The following is a 20,385-nucleotide window of genomic DNA, read 5'->3' on the forward strand; positions in this document are numbered from 1 at the left end:
CTTAAGCCTGAACCAACGGGCCGGGGTTTTTCAGGTACTGCTCGCGGATCGCCCGGGCCGACCAGTAGGTCAATGCAGCCACCAGGCCAGTTGGGTTGTAGCCCAGACCTTGGGGGAAAGCCGAGGCGCCAGGCACGAACACGTTGTGCACGTCCCAACTCTGCAAGTAACGGTTCAGGGCGCTGGTTTTCGGGTCGGTGCCCATGATCGCGCCACCGTTGAGGTGGGTGGTCTGGTAAGACGCGGTGTTGAAATGGTCGCCGACTTTTTTACCGATCACGGCAATGGCCTTGGGCCCCATCGCTTCGGCGATCTTGCCCATTTTCTCGACCATGAAGCGGTTCATCTTGATGTCGTTTTCCTGCCAGTCGAAGGTCATCCGTAGCAGCGGCAAGCCGTAGGCATCGCGGTACACCGGGTCCAGATCGAGGTAATTGCCGCGGTAGGACTGGTGCGCTCCGTGGGCGTCCATCGACACTTGATGGGTGTAGTAATCGGCGGTGGCGCGTTTCCAGGCACTGCCCCAGGCCGGGGTGCCCGGCGGATTGGAGGTCCCGGCGATCGGTCGGCTGCCGGCCTGGTTGACCCACATCGGCGAGCCGCCGACGAAGCCGTGAGGCCCGTGATCGAAGTTGTCGGCGTTGAAGTCGTCCACCGCCACGCCATTACCACCGGCGCCGATAAAATTGTTGGTGTGGGTGTCCTTGTCGAAGAACGCCTTGATCGTGGCCATGTTCTGGTAGGCGAAGTTCTTGCCAATGACCCCTTCGCCGCTGATGGGGTCGTAGGGCTTGCCGATGCCGGAAAGCAGCATCAGCCGCACGTTATGGAACTGGAAGGCGCCGAGGATCACCAGGTCCGCCGGCTGTTCGATCTCCCGGCCCTGACCGTCGACATAGGTCACGCCGGTGGCTTTGGTCTTGGTGCTGTCGAGGTTGACCCGCAGCACGTGGGAATTGGGCCGCAACTCGAAATTCGGCAACGGCTTGAGGGCCGGCAAAATATTCACGTTCGGCGATGCCTTGGAGTACATGTAGCAAACGTAACCGCTGCAAAAACCGCAGAAGTTGCACGGCCCCATTTGCGCGCCGTAAGGGTTGGTGTAGGGGCCCGAAGTATTCGCTGACGGCAGGTTGTAGGGTTTGTAGCCCACTGCGGTGGCCGCTTTCTGGAACAGCTGTGCGGAAACAGTGTTCTTCTGCGATTCCAGCGGGAAATGATTGGAGCGATCCGGGGCATACGGGTTACCGCCCTTGCCTTCACCGACCCGTTGACCGTTCACCGTCCAGGCCTGACCCGAGGTGCCGAAGACTTTCTCGGCATAATCGAAAAATGGTTCCAGCTCTTCATAGCTGACGCCGAAGTCCTGGATGGTCATGTCCTTGGGAATGAAGTTTTTGCCGTAGCGTTCTTCATAGTGGCTGCGCATACGCAACTCGATCGGGTCGACCCGAAAGTGCACGCCGGACCAGTGCAGACCGGCACCGCCCACACCGTTACCGGGCAGGAAGGCGCCCAGTTGGCGGTTCGGCAGCGCAATGTCGTTCACGCTATGGCGAATGGTGACGGTTTCCTTGGAAATGTCCTGGAAGAGTTTTTTACGAACGCTGTAGGTAAGTTCGTCGATCACCTGAGGATAATTACCGTCGGGATAGGTGTCCTGCATGGGGCCGCGCTCCAGTGCCAGCACATTGAGGCCGGCTTCCGTCAGCTCCTTGGCCATGATCGCGCCTGTCCAGCCAAAACCGACGATCACTGCGTCGACCTTCTTCATTACCGTTGCCATGCTCACGCCCTCTCGCCGCGAATTGAAACTGCCGGAAAGGGGTATTGCTCGTTGCGTTCCACCCAATCCATGAAATCGGCGCGGGCGCCTGGAAAACCAATCATGGTCCAGCCGACCATGCCTTTATTGCCGCCATGGATCGGGTCGCAGAAGAACCCTTCCTTGGTGTTTTGCAGCAGCAGGTTGAAAAATATCTTGGCCGGGACACTGTCGAACTGAGGTTTGCCTGCCTCCAATTGCTTGAGCAAATCCTCTCGGGTAGCGCTGTCTTGCTCGGCAAATACTTTACCGTTGAGCGCTTTCGCCCAGGCATCCGTCGCGGCGATGCCCAAGCGATAGATGTCTTTGGGCACCAGTTTGCTCTGCCAGCCCATTTCCGGCGCGGCGTCTGCATTAAACGGCCCTTGCATGAACCACAACGCGCCTGCGGCGTAGGGAGTGTTCATCTGGCGGTCGATGTATTCAGGCACTCCGGCTTCCAGCGCACCGGGGCCTTGGGCATCGTTCGGGATCAAGTGAGCAACGGCAGACTTGATGAATGCCCACTCTTCAACGGTGAAATACCCGGGTTCATACGCCGTGGTGCTGGCGGTCGGCTTGGCGGGGCTGGCGGGCGCCGCTTCAGGCGCAGCCATCAGGACCGTGCTGCCCAAACCGGTGCTGGCGACGGTGACCACCGGGATCAAGGTCAGGGATTTGCGTAAAAATTCACGCCGCGGGTTGTCTCGATCTTGATCAGACATGGGGGCACCTCATCAGGCAATAATGGTTGTCAGCCGTTTCGTGGAACGACTTTGGTTTTGGCAGCAATGCGGGTCGTGGAAGACCGGGGACAGGCGACTGCAAAATCTGGAAACAAATGATAGCAGGCTAAGTATCAAGTTGAATCGATTCAGCAAAAAACTTGGGCGTGCAGCGCGGGGAGAGGGTGGTTGCTGGAGGCCCCCTTCCACCCCGTAAAAGGCTGGAAGGGGGCTTTTTCTCAGTGTTGCTCGTCAGGCTTTTTCTTCAGCTTGGGGTTCGGAAAAAACTGCACGGCCTGAACCTTGGCGTCCGGCACCTTCAGCGCCGAGGTGTTGACCCTTGTGCCCAATTCCTTGGGCACTGACAGACCCTGTTCATTCAGCGTGTCCGAATAACCGCAGGCCACGCACTCGCGATGCGGGACCTGGTCTTCGGTCCACATCATCAACTTGTCCGGCTCGCTGCAAGCCGGGCAGACCGCCCCGGCGATAAAGCGTCTTTTGGTAATCACAGGTCCCTCACTCATGCGGCCGCGACCTCACTCAGGCCGCTATGGCGCAAGAGTGCGTCAATCGACGGTGGCCGTCCCCGGAAGTCGACGAACAGCACCATCGGTTCCTGGGAACCGCCGCGCGCCAGGATCGCCTCGCGGAACGCGCGACCGGTGGCGGCATTGAGCACGCCGTCTTCTTCGAATTTCGAGAAAGCATCCGCCGACAGCACTTCCGCCCATTTGTAGCTGTAGTAGCCCGCCGCGTAACCGCCGGCGAAGATATGCGCAAAGCTGTTGGGGAACCGGTTGTAGGCCGGCGGCCGCATGACCGAGACCTCGTCGCGCACGCCTTCGAGCACTTGCAGCACGCTGCGGCCGTCGCCGTGGGTGGCATGCAGTTCGAAGTCGAACAGCGAGAATTCCAGCTGGCGAACCATCATCAGGCCGGACTGGAAGTTCTTCGCCGCGAGCATCTTTTCCAGCAGGTCCTGAGGCAGCGGCTCGCCGGTTTCGTAATGACCGGAGATCAGCGCCAGGCCTTCCGGCTCCCAGCACCAGTTCTCCATGAACTGGCTTGGCAACTCGACCGCATCCCAGGCTACGCCGTTGATGCCGGATACGCCGGCATGCTCGACGCGGGTCAGCAGGTGATGCAGGCCGTGACCGAATTCGTGGAACAGCGTCGTCACCTCATCGTGGGTCAGCAGCGCTGGCTTGCCGCTGTCGGCCGGGGTGAAGTTGCACACCAGGTTGGCCACCGGGCTCTGGAGGATGCCTTGGGCGGTGCGGCGACGATCACGGGCGCCGTCCATCCAGGCACCGCCGCGCTTGTTGGCGCGGGCGTAGAGGTCAAAGAAGAAGCGACCGACGTGCTGGCCGTTTTCCTTGATTTCGAACAGGCGAACATCCGGGTGCCAGGTGTCGAAGCCTTTCTGCTCGGCGATTTCGATGCCATACAGACGCTGGACGATGGCGAACAGACCGCCCAGCACCTTGTCGATCGGGAAGTAGGCACGAAGGGCTTCCTGGGCAACGCTGTAGCGCTGCTCGCGAAGTTTTTCACCGTAGAAACCGCTGTCCCAGCTTTGCAGGTCCGGGCAGCCTTGTTCGGCGGCATAAGCTTTGAGCTGTTGCAGATCCTGGGCGGCGAACGGCTTGCTGCGCTTGGCCAGATCGCGCAGGAAACTGATGACCTGGTCGCTGGATTCGGCCATTTTGGTGGCCAGGCTCAACTCCGAAAAGCTGGCGAAACCCAGGAGTCTGGCCAGTTCCTGGCGCAGGTCGAGGATTTCTTCCATGACCGGGCCGTTATCGTTCTGACCGGCATTCGGGCCTTGGTCCGACGCACGGGTGCAGTAGGCGGCGTAGACTTCTTCGCGCAGGGCACGGTCCTTGGCGTAGGTCATCACTGCGTAGTAGCTTGGGAATTCCAGGGTGATCAACCAGCCATTCAGGTCTTTGGCCTGGGCTGCTGCGGCCATTTGTGCCTTGGCCGAATCGGTCAGGCCGTCGAGGGTGGCTTCGTCAGTGACGTGCCTGGTCCAGGCCTGTGTGGCGTCGAGCAACTGGTTGGAGAAGCGGCTGCCCAGCTCCGACAATTTGCTCTGCACTTCGGCATAACGCTTTTGTTCGGCTTCCGGCAGGTCGATACCCGACAGGCGGAAGTCACGCAGGGAGTGTTCCAGAATGGTTTTCTGCGCCACATCGAAACCGGCGGCTGCCGGGCTGTTGGCGAGCGCTTCGAAGGCCTCGAACAACTCGCGATTCTGGCCCAGCTCGGTGGAGTAGGCGCTCAAGGCGGGCAGGCAGGACTCGTAGGCTTCACGCAGTTCGGCGCTGTTGCACACCGCATTCAGGTGGCTGACCGGGCTCCAGGCCGCGCCGAGGCGATCGTTGAGTTCGTCCATGGCCAGCACCAGGCCGGCCCAGGTCGGTTGTTTGCCCTCGGCTTTGAGGATCTCGACAATGGCGGCGCGGTTGTCAGCCAGGATCTGTTCAATGGCCGGTTGCACGTGCTCGGCACGGATCGCCGAGAACGGCGGCAGGTCGTAGGACTGCAAAAGAGGGTTGTTCACGCTCACGGTTGGCACCTTGGCTGGAAGAAACGCTGGAAGAAACATTGACCCATCTTAATTACAATCGACGTCGACCGCAGCTATCAGCAAAAGAGAGAGAGCCTATCGTGACCCTTCGCAAGTATCAGAACCACGCACCGCTGCTCGGCAAAGGCGCTTTTGTCGACTGCTCGGCAGTGGTGATCGGCGACGTTGAAATCGGCGACGACAGCTCGGTCTGGCCGCTGACGGTGATCCGTGGCGACATGCAGCGCATCCGTGTGGGGGCGCGCACCAGCGTCCAGGATGGCTGCGTGCTGCACATCACCCATGCCGGCCCGTTCAATCCCGATGGCTTCCCGTTGCTGATCGGCGATGACGTGACCATCGCGCATAAAGTCATGCTGCACGGTTGCACCGTGGGCAGCCGGGTTCTGATCGGCATGGGCAGCATCGTGATGGATGGCGCGGTGGTGGAGGATGACGTGATCATCGGCGCCGGCAGCCTGGTACCGCCCGGCAAGCGCCTGGAAAGCGGTTTCCTCTACGTGGGCAGCCCGGTCAAACAGATCCGTACGCTGACCGACAAGGAAAAAGCCTTTTTCACCTACAGCGCGGCGAATTACGTAAAGCTCAAGGATTTGCATCTGGCCGAAGGCTACGACCAGATCTAGGCGCCTGTTAACGGAAAGCGTCCCGCTATTGCTCAGGAATTTTCATGCATTATCAAACCGTTTTATTCGACCTCGATGGCACCCTGACCGATCCGCGCGAGGGCATTACCCGTTCGATCCAGTTTGCCCTGAGCAAATTGGGGGTCGATGAACCCGATCTGACCAAGCTCGAACACTTTATCGGCCCGCCGTTGTTGCAGGCGTTCATGCAGTTCTACGACTTCGACGAGCCCAGAGCCTGGGAAGCGGTCAACTTCTACCGCGAGCGCTTCAAGGTCACCGGCCTTTACGAGAACCGGGTCTTCGACGGCGTCACGCCGTTGTTGGAAACCCTCGGCGGGCAAGGGCGACAGCTGTACATCGCGACTTCCAAACCCTGGATCTTCGCCCGGGAAATCGCCAGGCACTTCGACTTTGCAAAACACTTCAAGGCGATCTACGGCAGCGAACTGGACGGGACCCGTACCAATAAAGTCGAGCTGATCGCCCATCTGATGGCCGAAGAAGGCCTGGACCCGAGCACCACCTTGATGATCGGCGATCGTAAACACGACCTGATCGGCGCTCGGAGCAATGGGCTGGATGCCGCGGCGGTGGGCTACGGTTTTGGTAGCCGTGAAGAGCTGAGCGCAGAAGCGCCGACCTATCACTTTGAGACGCTGGCTGAGTTGCATCAGGCGTTTTTGCAGCGGTAGTTAAATTGCCTTCGCCGGCAAGCCGGCTCCCACAGGGTTTGGTCCGGGCGGCGTTCCGACGAAGAGGCCCTATCAGTCACCAGGATTCCTGGGGCCCGCCAAACCTTCCAACGCCGCCTTACGCTGTTCAACCGGCAGAGCCCCCAACTTCTCGGCTGCCGCATAAAACTTCACCCAGTCCCCGCCTTCCTGCCGGAACAATCCGGCAAACGCCGCCACCCATTGGTCATACAACCCAAACGGTAACAGCCGGGCATTGTTCATCGGCGCATTGATCCAGGCATCGTAGCGATGGTCCCCAGCCCATTGGGTGTCACGCAACAGTCGATAATCACCGCGCAAGCGCTCGAACGTTGCCGCCTTGCGATGACGCATCTGGTCGGCGGGTAGTGGCAGGTTGTACAGCCATTCGAGCTGCCTGCGTGTGTCCAGAATCAATTGAAGGAATTGCTCGCGTCGCTGCGCCTGCGCATCATCGTCCGGCGCCAGGCCACGGAATGCGCGCCACTGGCGAGTGCCTTCCTTTTCGACGAAAGAGGCGAAAGACTCGTTGAACTCAGTGTCGTCCTTCACATACAGGCGCTGGTGCGCCAGTTCGTGAAAGATCAATGTCGCCAGCCGCTCGTCGCCCCAACCCATCATCGAACTGATGATCGGATCGTTGAACCAGCCGAGCGTCGAATAGGCCTCGACACCGCCGATCGACACGTCCATACCTTGCAGTCGTTGCAAGGCCGCTTCACCGCGGGCTGCGCTCTGGCTGTAGTAACCGCGATAGGCGACGCAGCCGGCAATGGGGAAACAATGGTTCTGCGGCGTCAGGGAAAACTCCGGCGTGGCAAACACATTCCAGACGACGAATGGCCGGCCAATGTCGGCGTAAAGGCGATAGCTCTGATTGTCCGGCAGATGCAGATGCTGGCTGGCGAACGTCCGGGCCTTTTGTGATTGAGCCAGGCGCGCACGCAATTGCTGATCGCGACCGGGATCGGCAATCACGCTGGCAACCGGCTCCCGTGCCCGCAGCAGTTGCAGCTGACCACTGGCCAATTGGCCGTAATAGCTGACGCTCGTGCAACCATTGAGCAACAAAAACAACATGCCTGGAAACAAAATGCGTAAAACGCGATCAAGTAACCCAAGGCTTGGAAGCGGCCTGATCAAAATGAATCATCCCTGGAAAGTCTGCCCGCAAGACTATCCCGCCTGACTGGAGCTCCGCTATGCGCACGTTGATGCTGACAGGAAGCCTGTTGTTGCTGACAGGTTGTGCCGGTTTCGGATTACCTCGCCATGATCCGTCCCAAGCGTGGATCGACCTGGATTCGCAGCAAGAAGATACAGCGCTGCAAGCGCTGGAAGTCGATGACAAGGTCGCCACCGACAAGCGCTACTTCGAGGTTCAACCCGGTAGCCATGAGCTGACGGTGCGTTACCAGTTCGCTGTCGCGCCTACCAATATCGGTCCCGATGCCGAGCCGCTATGGCGTGATTGTCAATTGAACGTGAAATTCAAGGATTTCAACGCTGGCCAGCGGTATCAGCTGCAAGCCGGGAATATCGGTTTCCGGCCGTGGGCAAAGCTCTATGATCAACAGCGAAAAGTGATTGGCCAAGGGACACCGGCTGGCTGCCAACGCACCTGATCGGCGTTATCCTGAAGGCCCCTCACCCTTGGGAATTCATCATGCGCAGGTCAATGCTATTACTGGCTGCAAGTGTCGTTGCCGGCTGCCAGAGCCCATTGCCGGCGGTTAATCCGCAGATGGCCTGGGTGGAGTTTTCTACACCCTTCCCCAACGACAAATTGTTGATGGCCGAACGATTGGATAAGCAGCGATTGCGCGACGGGCGTTTTTTCCAGGTCACCCCCGGTAGCCATGAGCTGATCGTCAGATTCGACTTCGAAGTGCCCGGAGGGGGCGGTGGCATGAGCATGATGAACGGTCCCACGGAACGATTGTGTTACCTGACCATCCACTATGATCATTTCGAAGCCGGCCAGCGTTATGTGCTGGAAGGCCGTTCGATCGCTTTCACTCCTGGCGCTCGCCTGTACAACGCCAAGCGTGAAATCGTCGCAGAAGACCGAGAGTCCTATTGCCTCATGTGAGGTGAATCAGCGGTCGTTTTTCTGGTAGATGATTTTCTTGGTGCCGCCTGCGCACGAGCCAACGACCATGTTCTGATCGTGCACTTCATCGTTGGTGACAATTTCCAGGGTGTAGGAAGAGACGTTGTTGGCCTGGATCTTGGCTTCGATTTCGGCCTTGAGTTCTTCACAGGATTTCGGTGCCGCCAGGGCCGATGTGGCCAGCGCGCTACAGATAAGCGCCAAGGCAAAACGTTTCATGGTTGAAGCTCCTTTGAGGGCAGCGCGCACGTGGATGCGTTTTTGCTGCTGTCATTTATTCGACCACAGTTTAATCAGTCAAGTTTGGTGCAGCCCAAAAAAGATCGCAGCCTTCGGCAGCTCCTGCAGGGTCACTCAACCCATGTAGGAGCTGCCGAAGGCTGCGATCTTTTAACGTGCAACAGAAGATCTAGCTGACCAGCGTCGCATCCAGGCTGATCTTCGCATTCAGCACCTTGGACACCGGACAGCCTTCTTTGGCCTTGTTGCTCAATTCCTCGAACTGCGCCTGACTCGCCCCGGGGATTTTAGCCTTGAGGATCAATTTCACCGCCGTGATCGCAAAGCCACCCTCCACTTGGTCCAGAGTGACCTCGGCTTGGGTATCGATGCTGTCAGCCTTGAGACCGGCATCGCCGAGAATCATTGAAAACGCCATGGAAAAGCAGCCCGCATGTGCCGCACCGATCAGCTCTTCCGGATTGGTGCCTTTGCCGCCTTCGAAACGCGCCTTGAAGCCGTAGGGTGCTTCTTTGAGTACACCGGTTTCCGTGGAGATCGAGCCGATGCCGGTTTTCAGGTCACCTTCCCAATGAGCCGATGCTTTCTTCGTGATAGCCATGTCTGCCTCCTCAAGATCCGGCGCGAATCGTCGCGCCTTCGTGGTTTTCGGTTGCTAGGGTTCTGAGGATAGATGGTGCTGCAAAGTTCACCGCATTCTAATTGATGCCTCATTTTGCCGGAATTTCGCCTGAGCTATTGAAACTCGGGTATATGCCCTCATTGCATGAAGCACGCTTATGGATTCGGCAGGTTTTCGTTTGTAAGAAAAAACCTGCGCCCTCAATTGGAGAAGCAGGCTTATGAAACGACTGTCCGATATCAAATTCTCGACCCTCGATCTGGTGCCCGTGCGGGAGAACGGCAGCGCGGCCCAGTCGCTGCGCAATTCCCTGGACCTGGCGCAGCACGTCGAGCAGTTCGGCTACAACCGCTTCTGGGTCGCCGAGCACCACAATATGGATGGCATTGCCAGTTCGGCGACCTCGGTGCTGCTGGGTTATCTGGCCGGCGGCACGTCGACCATTCGCGTCGGCTCGGGCGGTGTGATGTTGCCCAACCACGCCCCGCTGGTCATCGCGGAGCAGTTCGGCACGCTTGAAAGTCTGTACCCGGGCCGAATCGATCTGGGCCTGGGTCGCGCTCCCGGTTCCGATCAAATGACTGCTCGCGCGTTGCGTCGTGAGCGCTCCGGGAGTGCCGACGAGTTTCCCGAAGACGTGACCGAGCTGATGCGCTACCTCGGCCCGCGCACCCCCGACCAGCGGATTATTGCGATGCCGGGCACCGGCACCAACGTCCCTGTCTGGTTGCTGGGTTCGAGCCTGTTCAGTGCCCAACTGGCCGGTGAGCGCGGTTTGCCCTATGCCTTCGCTTCCCATTTCGCACCGCGCTTCATGCATGAGGCGATTCGCGTCTACCGCAACCACTTCAAGCCTTCTGCAGTATTGGATAAGCCCTACGTGATGCTCGGCGTACCTTTGGTAGCCGCCGACACCGACGAGCAGGCCGACTATCTGGCGACCTCGGTCTATCAGCGGATTCTCGCATTGATGCGTGGCCAGAGCCTGGTGCAACGGCCGCCAGTGAAAACCATGGACGGCCTGTGGCTGCCTCATGAGAAGGAAGCGGTTGCAGATTTCCTCGGCCTGGCCATGGTCGGCAGCCCGCAGAAGATCCGCGCCAAACTGGAAGTGCTGATTGAGCAGACCCAGGCCGATGAGCTGATTTTTACCTGTGACCTGTACGAACATGCCGATCGGGTGCATTCCTATGAACTGTTGGCGCAGGTCATGAAGGGCTGACGCTCGAGCCTTGCCCACAAAAAGCCGACGTCATTGCGTCGGCTTTTCTATTTTTTGCGGGCATCAGATTACCTCTTGTAGACGATTTCCTTGGTGCCCTTTTCACAAGTGCCGACGACTTTCCCATCAGTAACAGTGCCTTTATCGACGATCTCCAGCGAATAACCTGCTACGCCCTTGGCATCAAGTCTCGCTGCGATCTCGGCTTTCAGCTCTTCGCACGATTTGCCCTCGGCAAAGGCGGTACCCGCAAGGCTCAACAAACCCACCGCTAAAATAAACTTCTTCATCTATCGCATTCTCTGGTCGGATCAATAGGGGGCATCCGGCATCAGCCGGATGTTCTTGTATCGCGTATTGCCAATCCCTATGGCACTCGGCCAGCAAGCCAGTTCGGAACACTAGCTCAAACTCAGCTGCTCGCAATTCGGAATCCGACCTTGAGCGTCACCTGGAAATGGGCAGCCTTACCGTCCTTGATATGCCCACGTGTTTCGGTCACCTCGAACCATTCCATGTACTTGAGGCTTTTATTGGCTTCGGCCAAGGCGTTGTTGATGGCGTCTTCGATGCTGCTGGCGGATGAGCCGACCAGCTCGACTTTCTTGTAGGTGTGATGATCTGTCATGGCGTTCTCCTCAGGGTTTGATTACAGCCTAGCAGTGATTTTCTTATTACTTCTGTCGGCTAATCTGACGTTGAAGTTCAGATTTACTGCACTTTCTCGAACCTCTGAAGTCCCAATCAACACACGCAACTCAACCAATGCAGGAGAGCCACCATGGCCACCACTTCTTTACGTAAAGCCTCATTGCAAAGCATGGAAGCCGAGATCGAGAGTTTGCTCAAGTCTCTGGAAAGCCTTAAGGACGACGCCTCGGACGAGTCGCGTAAAACCCTTAAAGTATTGAAAACAAACGCCGAAAACGCACTGAAGCATTCGCGCCATCTGCTCAGCGACGCGTACGAAGAAGTCAAAGTCAAAACCCGCGAAACCGGGATCGCCACACGGGACTACGCCCAGGAACACCCTTGGACTACAGCGGGTGTCGCTGTGGGTGCGCTGGGTTTGCTCGCTGCTTATCTGTTGTTCAAGCGCGGCGAATGATCGGTTTGGCGCAGTTCGTTCTTGAGCCACTGCGCCAACTGCCGGGCGCGCCCGTCCGCGGCGCGCTTGGGTAGCCACAACGCCAGTTGCGCCGAGGTTTCACTGAAGCCCCAGGGCGCGACCAGGCGGCCGGCCTTCAAGTCCTCGGCCACCAGCGGTTCAGGGGCAATTGCCACGCCCAGCCCCGCCACTGCCGCTTCCAGCAAGTAATACAAATGCTCGAACCCCTGACCCAATTTCAACGCCTTGGCGTCGATTCCACTTTGTTGCGCCCAACTGGGCCAGGCTTGTGGGCGAGAGGTGGTGTGCAGCAATGGCTCCTCCAGCAGCGCGGTGGCCGGTGCTTCCAGCAATCGTTGATAGCCGGCAAATCGCGGGCTCATGACGGGGCCAATCCGTTCGCTGGCCAATTCGTAGACCTGCATGTCCGCCGGCCAAGGTGGCTCGGCAAACACCAGCAGGGCATCCAGCCCCGGCCGACGAGGATCGAGATCGCCTTCACCGGCCGATAGATGCAGGCGCAAGTCCGGCAGGTCCGAATTCAGCCTTCCCAAGCGCGGAATGAACCAGCGTGCCAGCAAGCTGCCTGAGCAGCCGAGTACAAACGGCGCGTCGGCGGCGCTTTGGGTCAGCTCTGCGCACACCGTACGCAAGCGCTCGAACGCTTCGGCGCTGGCATCGCGCAATCGAACCCCGGCATCTGTGAGTTTAAGGCCGCGTCCATCCTTGATGAAAAGACTCACCCCAAGGTGTTCTTCAAGCACCTTGAGTTGCCGGCTGACTGCGCCATGGGTAACGTGCAATTGTTCGGCGGCCTGACTGACGCTGTTCAGGCGGGCGGTTGCTTCAAAGGCACGCAATGCGTTCAGCGGGGGAAGGTCATGGCTCATGGGATCTGTGAGTTTTCCTGACAGGTTATGGCAATCTTATCGGTTTTCAGCTTGCGGCGTGAGGGGTAGAGTTGAGCCCATTGTCATCTCACGCATTCAACTGGAGCGACCCATGACCCAGACTAATCTGCGCAACGGCCCCGACGCCAACGGCCTGTTTGGCGCGTTCGGTGGCCGTTACGTCGCTGAAACCCTGATGCCTTTGATTCTCGAGCTGGCCCGCGAATACGAAGCGGCCAAGGAAGATCCTGCATTCAAAGAGGAATTGGCCTACTTTCAGCGCGACTATGTCGGTCGTCCAAGCCCGCTTTATTTCGCCGAGCGGCTGACCGAGTTCTGCGGCGGCGCGAAGATTTACCTGAAGCGTGAAGAGCTGAACCACACCGGCGCGCACAAGATCAACAATTGCATCGGCCAGATCCTGCTGGCGCGGCGCATGGGCAAAAAACGCATCATCGCCGAAACCGGCGCTGGCATGCACGGCGTGGCGACGGCCACCGTGGCCGCGCGTTTCGGCCTCGATTGCGTGATCTACATGGGCACTACCGACATCGAACGCCAGCAAGCCAACGTGTTCCGCATGAAGCTGTTGGGCGCCGAAGTGATCCCGGTGGTGGCCGGGACTGGCACCCTGAAGGATGCGATGAACGAAGCGTTGCGTGACTGGGTCACCAACGTCGACAGCACCTTCTACCTGATCGGTACCGTGGCCGGTCCGCATCCATACCCGGCCATGGTTCGCGACTTCCAGGCCGTCATCGGCAAGGAAACCCGTGACCAGCTGCAAGCCCAGGAAGGCCGCCTGCCGGACAGCCTGGTGGCGTGCATCGGCGGCGGGTCCAATGCCATGGGCCTGTTCCACCCGTTCCTCGACGACACAAGCGTCGAAATCATCGGCGTTGAAGCGGCCGGTCACGGCATCGACACCGGCAAGCACGCCGCCAGCCTGAACGGCGGCGTACCGGGCGTGCTGCACGGTAACCGGACGTTCCTGTTGCAGGACGACGATGGCCAGATCATCGACGCCCACTCGATTTCCGCCGGCCTCGACTATCCGGGCATCGGCCCGGAACACGCCTGGTTGCACGACATCGGCCGTGTCCAGTACACCTCGGTAACCGACGACGAAGCCCTCGACGCGTTCCACAAATGCTGCCGCCTGGAGGGGATTATTCCTGCGCTGGAAAGTGCCCATGCCCTGGCTGAAGTGTTCAAACGCGCACCGACCCTGCCGAAAGATCACCTGATGGTGGTCAACCTGTCCGGTCGTGGCGACAAAGACATGCAAACCGTGATGCACCACATGGAACTCTCCCAACAAGAGCAATCAAAGCAGGAGAAACACTGATGAGCCGCCTGCAAACGCGTTTTGCCGAACTCAAGGAACAGAACCGTGCCGCGCTGGTGACTTTTGTTACCGCTGGCGACCCGAGCTACGACACGTCCCTGGCGATCCTCAAAGGCTTGCCCGGTGCTGGCGCCGACGTGATCGAGCTGGGCATGCCCTTCACCGATCCGATGGCCGATGGCCCGGCGATCCAGCTGGCCAACATCCGGGCCCTGGGTGCCAAGCAAAACCTGGCGAAAACCCTGCAAATGGTGCGCGAGTTCCGCGAAGGCAATACCGACACGCCGCTGGTGTTGATGGGCTATTTCAACCCGATTCATATGTATGGCGTGCCACGTTTCATTGCCGACGCCAAAGAGGCCGGCGTGGACGGCCTGATCGTGGTCGACCTGCCACCCGAGCATAACGGCGAGTTGTGCGATCCGGCCCAGGCCGCGGGTATCGACTTCATTCGCCTGACCACGCCGACGACCGACGACGTGCGCTTGCCAACCGTACTGAACGGCAGTTCCGGTTTCGTTTACTACGTGTCTGTTGCCGGTGTGACCGGTGCGGGCGCGGCAACGCTGGACCACGTTGAAGAAGCGGTTGCCCGTCTGCGTCGCCACACCGATCTGCCGATCAGCATCGGTTTCGGCATCCGTACACCGGAGCAAGCGGCTGCCATCGCTCGCCTGGCGGATGGTGTGGTGGTGGGGTCGGCGTTGATCGATCACATCGCCAATGCTTCGACGCCGGCCCAGGCGGTCGACGGTGTGTTGAGCCTGTGCGCGGCGCTGGCCGACGGTGTACGAAAAGCCCGCGTCAGCTGAAGCCTGCGAGATCTTTCGCTTTCAGGGCAACTCCAGCCCGCCCGCGGCTCTGTGCAACTTTCTCAAATGCTCGCCAACCTGCTTCAGGTTGGCTTCATTGGCGGCCATCTCGGCCGCCCGGCTCGGTTCGAGCAGCGCCCTCACTTCCTTGTCCAGATCCCCGGTCAGCGCTTGAAGCTGTTTCTGCCGCAGGCTGCTTTCCGATTCCAGGCGTTGCCATTCATTCGGCTGCGGCAAGCCATAACCACCGGTACCGAGCAACTCCGCCGGACGGCTGAGGAAGCCACTGTTGGCGAGAATCTGCTGCAAGGTCGCGTTGGCCTTGTCCATGCCGCCGTTCTTCAATTCACGAGCGCCCAGATAGCGCTGTTTCACTTCGTCCTGGGCCAGTACCAACTGTTGGCGAAAGGCGGCCTGCTCCAATAACAGCAATGCCGCACTGGTGCGCAAGTCGGCCCGGTCAATCCATTGCCGGCGTTCGTCGGCTTTCAATGCCAGCCAGTCTTCGACCTTTTCCTGCTTGATCGGCAGGTGCTTCTTCAGCACGTCGAACATCGCTTGATAACGATCGCGGAAGGAGTCGAAGCGATAGCCCAGGCGCAGCGCTTCGCGAGGATCGTCCAGCACGCTGGTATCCGCCAGCCCGCGACCCTTGAGCACTTCCAGCAAACCATTGGGCATGATGCTGTCCAGCCCGACCAGCTGCGAATTGTTGGTGCCGCTGCGCAACAGTTTCAATCCTTCTACCGCGCAGTTATTGGACAGGAAGAAATAATTGCCGTCGTAGCTCCAGTGCATCTCGGCGGCATGCTCCACCACGTCTTCGATTTCGTTGCGCGACAGGTTCAGCGGCACCGAGGCCAGGCTGCGCAGTTCGGTCTTGGTGTATTCGTCGATCACCTGAGCCAGCGGCAGGACAAACAGGCGCGACGGGTATTTACCCACCAGGCCGTCCCAGCTCGACAGCTGTACATCACCGACGAAGGCGCGGTAGGACAGCACCAGATGCTGATCCAGATCCAGCCGGCAATCCGGCCCGCGTGGCCGACCGGGTGCACAGATCACCAGGCGCAACATACTGTGGCCCCAGCGGCTGACCCAATTCTGGTTGGCTTCGGCCAGCAGATAGTCGACGGCGTATACCCTTTCCGGGTCGACCTGGCCCAGGGGTTGTTTGGCGAAGTCGTTGCCGGCATTGAGAAACGCAAAGGATTTGCCGCAGGTGTCTTTGGCGGCGGGCGCCCAGCCGAAATGGTCCTGGTAGTAGCGGTACAGCGCAGGACGGCGACAGGCGTAGCTCGGGTCGAGCAGGAAATACTCCATGTTGACCGCGACGAACTCCTTGGGGCTGCTCGTCTCGTAGATGTCCGGGCTGCGGGCAATTTGTCGATTGTACTGTTCGCGCTCGCCACGGCGGCCGACGTACTGCGGCCAGCCGGCAAGGTCGAGCAGGCGCGGGTCGTCGCTGAGGGTAAAGCGTCGATCGGCCTGACCACGACATTCGTCGGGCATGCCGATCAGCCCTGAGCTGCTGTTACGCCGGGTGCAGCGCTGAATCAGCGTGCGCTCCGCGTCTGGCCACAGCCGCGAGCGGTCATAGATGTGAGTGAGTTCGTGCAGCACCGTCGCCAGCATTTCCCTGCGCACAGTGCCGTGGGGGCGATACGTTTTCTTGGTCGCAGCGCTGCCGTCGGTGAGGCTGGCGAGCAGGTTGCGGTTCAAGTCGAGTTCGGACACCAGCGACGCCTGCCCGTAGGCATCGGCGGGCATCTTATCGGTCCAGCCGACGTCGATCCTGCGGTCGAGTTGCTCGATGAAGCGCGGCGGCAATGCCTGCATGGCCTCATCGAGCAGCGCCTGACTGGCCTGCTGTTGTGCGGGGCTCAGCCCTTGGGTCTTGAGCTGTAATTGCAGGCCAGCCTGGGCCGTGTTGCCAAGCAGCAACAGGACCCCGGCCAACAGCCAGGCGACAGGCGACATCACAGTGCGAGGATGGCTTCGGCGAGAACCTGATCACTGGCATCCCGGGCTTCGGGGACGCGGGTGCGCAATGTGTCGAAGGCAGCTTCCAGTTGTGCACCGCGAATTTCACCTTCGCTGGCAACGAAGCTGGCCGCATCGTCGTGGGCTTCGCGGATGATTTTCGAATCGCGAATGGACGTGGTGGTGTCGGATGTGAAATCAATGGTGCGCCGGGAGGCATCGATGATGATGTTACTGGTGGCGACCAAGGTGTGCGCCTGGGTCGCATCGGCCAACAACAACAGGCCAAGGGCAGCAGCAATCAGGGGGCTACGCATGGAACGACTCCGCAGATAAGGATAACTATTGGACGAGAATTGCCTGCGCCAGTTCAAGGTCGCTTGCATGAAGTTTTGGTCGGGTGTCGCGCAGATAGGCCAGGGCAGCCTCCAGTTGCGCGCCCCGCAGTTCGCCGTCACTGGCGATGAACGCCGCAGCGTCATCCTGTGCGGCGAGTAGCAGCTTACGGTCAAAGGGGGCGGCGGACACCATGGTGGTGGCGTAGCCGGTGGCGACGATGCCTTGTGTCGACAGGTTGAAGGCGTCGTAGGCCTGGGCCGAACCCACCCAGCAGGCTGTCGCGAAAAACGGAGTGATCAACAGATTTGAAAGAAAACGCATGAGACTCGATAGCTGGAAGCGAGTCTCAAGGCTAGCGCAACGCCCGGTCTAGAGCCAGCCTTGAAACATTGGGACACTACGCGCGTGCCCCAAGTGAACGGTGTCGCTTAGATCGTCAGGATGGCCTGGGCCAGTTGCGCATCCGTGGCGCTCAGCTGAGGAGCCTGCTGACGGATGTGGTCAAGGGCGCTTTCCAGTTTCACGCCACGGATGGCGCCTTCGCTGGCGACGAAGCTGGCAGCGTCGTCTCGGGCAGCGCGCACGATCTTGTCATCGCGAAAGGACGACGTGACATCGGAGGTCGCATCGGAGGTGGCCTTGAGTGCGCCCACGACGGCATCGGTGGTCACGATGAAGCTGGTGGCGTGGGCATTGGCTGCCACGGCAAGCAGGGCTGCAGCGCTGAGCAGGCGAAGACGGGACATGATGTAACTCCTTTGGTGAACCGATTGGGGGTGGCGCAGTGTCTGGAGATCAGACGCCTGTGATACCGCGTTCGCCACGTTCTGGTTAGATTTTAGGTCGGCAGTGATGGATTCGAACAGTCATTTGGAGAAACGATATATGTAGCTGTCAAAGTGTACCGGTTAAAACTAATGTGCGAGAAACTGTACTGGTATGGCTTTTCCAAGCCCTGAAACGACAAAACCCGTCGTGGTTTCCCACGACGGGTTTTGTTTATTCAATTCGGGTTGCTGGCGGTGGACCCTGCAGGTCAGAGCCAGCGACGCTACTTAGCGCCAGAACGGCTTGCTCAGCTCTTCGTAGCGTTGTGCTTCGCTAATCCCGGCATCAGCCAGCAGACGCGAATCCAGACGAGCCAGTTGATGGCGGCTGGAGATGCGGCGCTGCCACAACATCAGGTTGGCGAGAACGCGCAGAGGCATGGAAGCCTGGGTTTTTGCAGTGGTGTCTTCGAAGAACAGTTCGGAACTGAGTGTACGTTCCATGGTTAGCATCCTTCCGCTTGTGGCGGGATTAGGTAGTGGTTTAACTGATGCCAATGATCCTCTTGTTTGGCCAGTCCCTGTAGATACAGTTCACCTGTATTGTGAGGGACCAGTTAACTGTTAATAGGCGGTGTACTGGTCAAAATTGAGGCAACTGTACCTATCTGCACCTATATGGTGCGAAATTGATCCTTTGGCTCGGAAAGGTAGGGAAATTCTGTAGGAAAAGACCGGTACAGCAGTACAGTTTTAAACTCATTTCTGCTTGGCAATAGCAGGCTGACGAAACTGTGTTTGCGTCAGCCGCTATCTGTATTCCCTCACACGGCAAGCATGCGCCCGGTTTCTTCGAGGTTCATGTGCCAGCTCAGTGCGTCGCGCAAGATATGCGGGGTATGACCACCGATTGCGCAGGCCGCTGTGAAGTAGTCATCCAGCGCCTGGCGATAGTCCGGGTGCACACAATTGTCGATGACGACGCGAGCCCGCTCCCGCGGTGCCAGGCCGCGCAGGTCGGCCAGGCCGATCTCGGTGACGAGGATGTCCACATCATGCTCGGTGTGGTCGACGTGGCTGACCATGGGCACGACGCTGGAGATCGCGCCGCCTTTGGCGATCGACTTGGTCACAAAGATCGCCAGGTGCGCGTTGCGCGCGAAGTCGCCCGAACCGCCGATCCCGTTCATCATCCGCGTGCCGCAGACATGGGTGGAGTTGACGTTGCCGTACAGGTCGAATTCCAGTGCGGTGTTAATGCCGATGATGCCCAGTCGGCGCACCACTTCCGGGTGGTTGGATATTTCCTGTGGACGCAGGACCAGTTTGTCCTTGTAGCGCTCCAGGTTGCCGAACACGTCGGTATTGCGACGAGCCGACAAAGTGATCGAACTGCCCGATGCAAAAGTCAGCTTGCCGGCATCGATCAGGTCGAAGGTCGAGTCCTGCAGCACTTCGGAGTACATGGTGAGGTCTTCGAAGGGGGAATCGATCAGGCCGCACATCACCGAGTTGGCGATGGTGCCGATCCCGGCTTGCAGCGGGCCCAGCTTGTTGGTCATGCGTCCGGCCGCCACTTCCTGCTTGAAGAAGTCGATCAGATGGTCGGCGATGGCCTGGGTGTCCATGTCCGGTGGCAGTACTGTAGAAGGCGAGTCGGGCTGATTGGTGATCACGATGGCGACGATCTTTTCCGCCGGGATCGGGATGGCGGTACTGCCAATCCGGTCGTCAACCTTCACCAGCGGGATCGGCGTGCGAGTCGGGCGATAAGTCGGGATATAGATGTCGTGCAGACCTTCCAGGTTCGGATTGTGCGCCAGGTTGATCTCAACGATCACCTGTTTGGCGAAAATCGCAAAGCTGGCCGAGTTGCCGACCGAAGTGGTCGGTACGATGTGGCCCTGTTCGGTGATCGCCACGGCCTCGATCACCGCGATGTCCGGCAGCTTGAGCTGCTGGTTGCGCAGCTGTTCCACGGTTTCTGAAAGGTGCTGGTCAATGAACATCACTTCGCCGGCGTTAATCGCCTTGCGCAGCGTGCTATCGACCTGGAATGGCATGCGTCGTGATAATACGCCGGCTTCGGTGAGCTGTTTGTCGAGGTCGTTGCCCAGGCTCGCGCCGGTCATCAGGGTGATTTTCAGCGGAGTCAGTTTGGCGCGTTCGGCCAATGCGTGCGGCACAGCCTTGGCTTCGCCGGCGCGAGTGAAACCACTCATGCCGACGGTCATGCCGTCCTCAATCAGAGCGGCAGCGTCAGCGGCGCTCATCACTTTATCCAACAACGAAGGCAAGCGAATACGATCACGGTACATGGAGGTTTATCTCGGGTAACGAAAGCAAGGTGTGCAGTCTAGTGATTTGAAAAAAATCCGTCCCGCTACCATGGTCGAATGCCGAGCCCTGATTTAGAGCCTTTGGTCGGGTTAACGGGGCATTTCACGGGCAATAAAAAACCCCAGCCTGCTAAA

General features: G+C 59.2%; 24 protein-coding genes. 8 read left to right on the forward strand and 16 right to left on the reverse strand.

The window, feature by feature from the left end; genetic code table 11:
• Nucleotide 1: 1 nt before the first annotated feature.
• From ELQ88_RS03085 to prlC, 4 genes are all read right to left on the reverse strand, one after another.
• Nucleotides 2-1,786 (reverse strand): GMC family oxidoreductase, encoded by a 1,785-nt coding sequence (locus ELQ88_RS03085; RefSeq protein WP_128874687.1) that lies wholly within the window; start codon nt 1,784-1,786, stop codon nt 2-4.
• A gap of 2 nt (nt 1,787-1,788) precedes the next feature.
• Nucleotides 1,789-2,529: a gluconate 2-dehydrogenase subunit 3 family protein gene (locus ELQ88_RS03090; RefSeq protein ID WP_138963571.1), complete on the reverse strand. Its 741-nt coding sequence runs from the start codon at nt 2,527-2,529 to the stop codon at nt 1,789-1,791.
• Nucleotides 2,530-2,768: 239 nt separating this feature from the next.
• The gene (locus tag ELQ88_RS03095; protein ID WP_128874689.1) at nt 2,769-3,056 is read right to left on the reverse strand and encodes a YheV family putative zinc ribbon protein; all 288 of its coding nucleotides are present in this window, start codon (nt 3,054-3,056) and stop codon (nt 2,769-2,771) included.
• Complete coding sequence (gene prlC / locus ELQ88_RS03100; RefSeq protein WP_138963573.1) at nt 3,053-5,104, reverse strand: oligopeptidase A; 2,052 nt, start codon at nt 5,102-5,104, stop codon at nt 3,053-3,055. The genes ELQ88_RS03095 and prlC overlap by 4 nt, the downstream gene beginning before the upstream one ends.
• Nucleotides 5,105-5,205: 101 nt before the next feature.
• On the opposite strand from prlC, the gene ELQ88_RS03105 reads away from it, so the two are divergent.
• Nucleotides 5,206-5,751 carry a gamma carbonic anhydrase family protein gene (locus ELQ88_RS03105; protein WP_128874691.1) on the forward strand — a complete coding sequence of 182 codons (546 nt, stop codon included), beginning with the start codon at nt 5,206-5,208 and terminating at the stop codon, nt 5,749-5,751.
• A gap of 44 nt (nt 5,752-5,795) precedes the next feature.
• Nucleotides 5,796-6,446 (forward strand): HAD family hydrolase, encoded by a 651-nt coding sequence (locus ELQ88_RS03110; RefSeq protein WP_138963575.1) that lies wholly within the window; start codon nt 5,796-5,798, stop codon nt 6,444-6,446.
• Nucleotides 6,447-6,518: 72 nt separating this feature from the next.
• Here the strand turns inward: ELQ88_RS03110 and ELQ88_RS03115 are convergent, their stop codons facing one another.
• Entirely contained in the window at nt 6,519-7,610 is a 1,092-nt protein-coding gene (locus ELQ88_RS03115; protein ID WP_138963577.1) for an aminopeptidase, read from the reverse strand.
• Nucleotides 7,611-7,669: 59 nt separating this feature from the next.
• On the opposite strand from ELQ88_RS03115, the gene ELQ88_RS03120 reads away from it, so the two are divergent.
• Nucleotides 7,670-8,092, forward strand: a complete 423-nt coding sequence (locus ELQ88_RS03120; protein WP_138963579.1) for a hypothetical protein — start codon at nt 7,670-7,672, stop codon at nt 8,090-8,092.
• Nucleotides 8,093-8,133: 41 nt separating this feature from the next.
• A complete protein-coding gene (locus tag ELQ88_RS03125) occupies nt 8,134-8,559 on the forward strand; it encodes a hypothetical protein (RefSeq protein WP_128874695.1) in 426 nt (141 codons plus the stop codon).
• Between the two features lie 6 nt (nt 8,560-8,565).
• Here ELQ88_RS03125 and ELQ88_RS03130 read toward each other — a convergent pair whose 3' ends face one another.
• Both ELQ88_RS03130 and ELQ88_RS03135 read right to left on the reverse strand, forming a co-directional pair.
• Nucleotides 8,566-8,799, reverse strand: coding sequence for a DUF1161 domain-containing protein (locus tag ELQ88_RS03130; protein ID WP_138963581.1), 234 nt, complete (start codon nt 8,797-8,799; stop codon nt 8,566-8,568).
• 190 nt (nt 8,800-8,989) lie between these two features.
• Complete coding sequence (locus ELQ88_RS03135; protein WP_128874696.1) at nt 8,990-9,421, reverse strand: OsmC family protein; 432 nt, start codon at nt 9,419-9,421, stop codon at nt 8,990-8,992.
• 241 nt (nt 9,422-9,662) lie between these two features.
• Between ELQ88_RS03135 and ELQ88_RS03140 the strand changes: the two genes are divergently transcribed.
• Nucleotides 9,663-10,664 carry an LLM class flavin-dependent oxidoreductase gene (locus tag ELQ88_RS03140; RefSeq protein WP_128874697.1) on the forward strand — a complete coding sequence of 334 codons (1,002 nt, stop codon included), beginning with the start codon at nt 9,663-9,665 and terminating at the stop codon, nt 10,662-10,664.
• Between the two features lie 68 nt (nt 10,665-10,732).
• Here ELQ88_RS03140 and ELQ88_RS03145 read toward each other — a convergent pair whose 3' ends face one another.
• Nucleotides 10,733-10,954 carry a DUF1161 domain-containing protein gene (locus tag ELQ88_RS03145; protein WP_138963583.1) on the reverse strand — a complete coding sequence of 74 codons (222 nt, stop codon included), beginning with the start codon at nt 10,952-10,954 and terminating at the stop codon, nt 10,733-10,735.
• Between the two features lie 122 nt (nt 10,955-11,076).
• On the reverse strand, nt 11,077-11,292 hold the full coding sequence (locus ELQ88_RS03150; RefSeq protein ID WP_064675281.1) for a dodecin: 216 nt from the start codon (nt 11,290-11,292) through the stop codon (nt 11,077-11,079).
• 153 nt (nt 11,293-11,445) lie between these two features.
• Between ELQ88_RS03150 and ELQ88_RS03155 the strand changes: the two genes are divergently transcribed.
• The gene (locus ELQ88_RS03155) at nt 11,446-11,772 is read left to right on the forward strand and encodes a DUF883 family protein (protein ID WP_064675282.1); all 327 of its coding nucleotides are present in this window, start codon (nt 11,446-11,448) and stop codon (nt 11,770-11,772) included.
• Here the strand turns inward: ELQ88_RS03155 and ELQ88_RS03160 are convergent.
• Nucleotides 11,745-12,662 (reverse strand): LysR family transcriptional regulator, encoded by a 918-nt coding sequence (locus tag ELQ88_RS03160; RefSeq protein WP_138963585.1) that lies wholly within the window; start codon nt 12,660-12,662, stop codon nt 11,745-11,747. The genes ELQ88_RS03155 and ELQ88_RS03160 overlap by 28 nt on opposite strands.
• A gap of 112 nt (nt 12,663-12,774) precedes the next feature.
• On the opposite strand from ELQ88_RS03160, the gene trpB reads away from it, so the two are divergent.
• Both trpB and trpA read left to right on the forward strand, forming a co-directional pair.
• Nucleotides 12,775-14,010: a tryptophan synthase subunit beta gene (gene trpB / locus ELQ88_RS03165; protein WP_138963587.1), complete on the forward strand. Its 1,236-nt coding sequence runs from the start codon at nt 12,775-12,777 to the stop codon at nt 14,008-14,010.
• The gene (gene trpA, locus ELQ88_RS03170; protein WP_128874701.1) at nt 14,010-14,822 is read left to right on the forward strand and encodes a tryptophan synthase subunit alpha; all 813 of its coding nucleotides are present in this window, start codon (nt 14,010-14,012) and stop codon (nt 14,820-14,822) included. Before trpB ends, trpA begins: the two co-directional genes overlap by 1 nt.
• Nucleotides 14,823-14,843: 21 nt before the next feature.
• On the opposite strand, the gene ELQ88_RS03175 is transcribed toward trpA, so the two are convergent.
• The 6 genes from ELQ88_RS03175 to ELQ88_RS03200 all read right to left on the reverse strand — a co-directional run bounded on the left by ELQ88_RS03175 (nt 14,844) and on the right by ELQ88_RS03200 (nt 20,229).
• Nucleotides 14,844-16,802 (reverse strand): DUF4105 domain-containing protein, encoded by a 1,959-nt coding sequence (locus ELQ88_RS03175; RefSeq protein ID WP_138963589.1) that lies wholly within the window; start codon nt 16,800-16,802, stop codon nt 14,844-14,846.
• Complete coding sequence (locus tag ELQ88_RS03180; protein ID WP_138963591.1) at nt 16,802-17,122, reverse strand: DUF2388 domain-containing protein; 321 nt, start codon at nt 17,120-17,122, stop codon at nt 16,802-16,804. The genes ELQ88_RS03175 and ELQ88_RS03180 overlap by 1 nt, the downstream gene beginning before the upstream one ends.
• A 25-nt stretch (nt 17,123-17,147) precedes the next feature.
• Complete coding sequence (locus ELQ88_RS03185; RefSeq protein ID WP_138963594.1) at nt 17,148-17,465, reverse strand: DUF2388 domain-containing protein; 318 nt, start codon at nt 17,463-17,465, stop codon at nt 17,148-17,150.
• A 107-nt stretch (nt 17,466-17,572) separates the two neighbouring features.
• Nucleotides 17,573-17,890: a DUF2388 domain-containing protein gene (locus ELQ88_RS03190; protein ID WP_064675289.1), complete on the reverse strand. Its 318-nt coding sequence runs from the start codon at nt 17,888-17,890 to the stop codon at nt 17,573-17,575.
• A gap of 309 nt (nt 17,891-18,199) precedes the next feature.
• On the reverse strand, nt 18,200-18,415 hold the full coding sequence (locus tag ELQ88_RS03195; protein WP_128874705.1) for a DUF1127 domain-containing protein: 216 nt from the start codon (nt 18,413-18,415) through the stop codon (nt 18,200-18,202).
• A 320-nt stretch (nt 18,416-18,735) separates the two neighbouring features.
• Nucleotides 18,736-20,229: an acetyl-CoA hydrolase/transferase family protein gene (locus tag ELQ88_RS03200; RefSeq protein ID WP_128874706.1), complete on the reverse strand. Its 1,494-nt coding sequence runs from the start codon at nt 20,227-20,229 to the stop codon at nt 18,736-18,738.
• Nucleotides 20,230-20,385 lie beyond the last annotated feature (156 nt).

Origin of the sequence: Pseudomonas sp. MPC6 (assembly GCF_006094435.1) — a bacterium.
In the GTDB taxonomy this organism is placed as follows: Bacteria; Pseudomonadota; Gammaproteobacteria; order Pseudomonadales; family Pseudomonadaceae; genus Aquipseudomonas.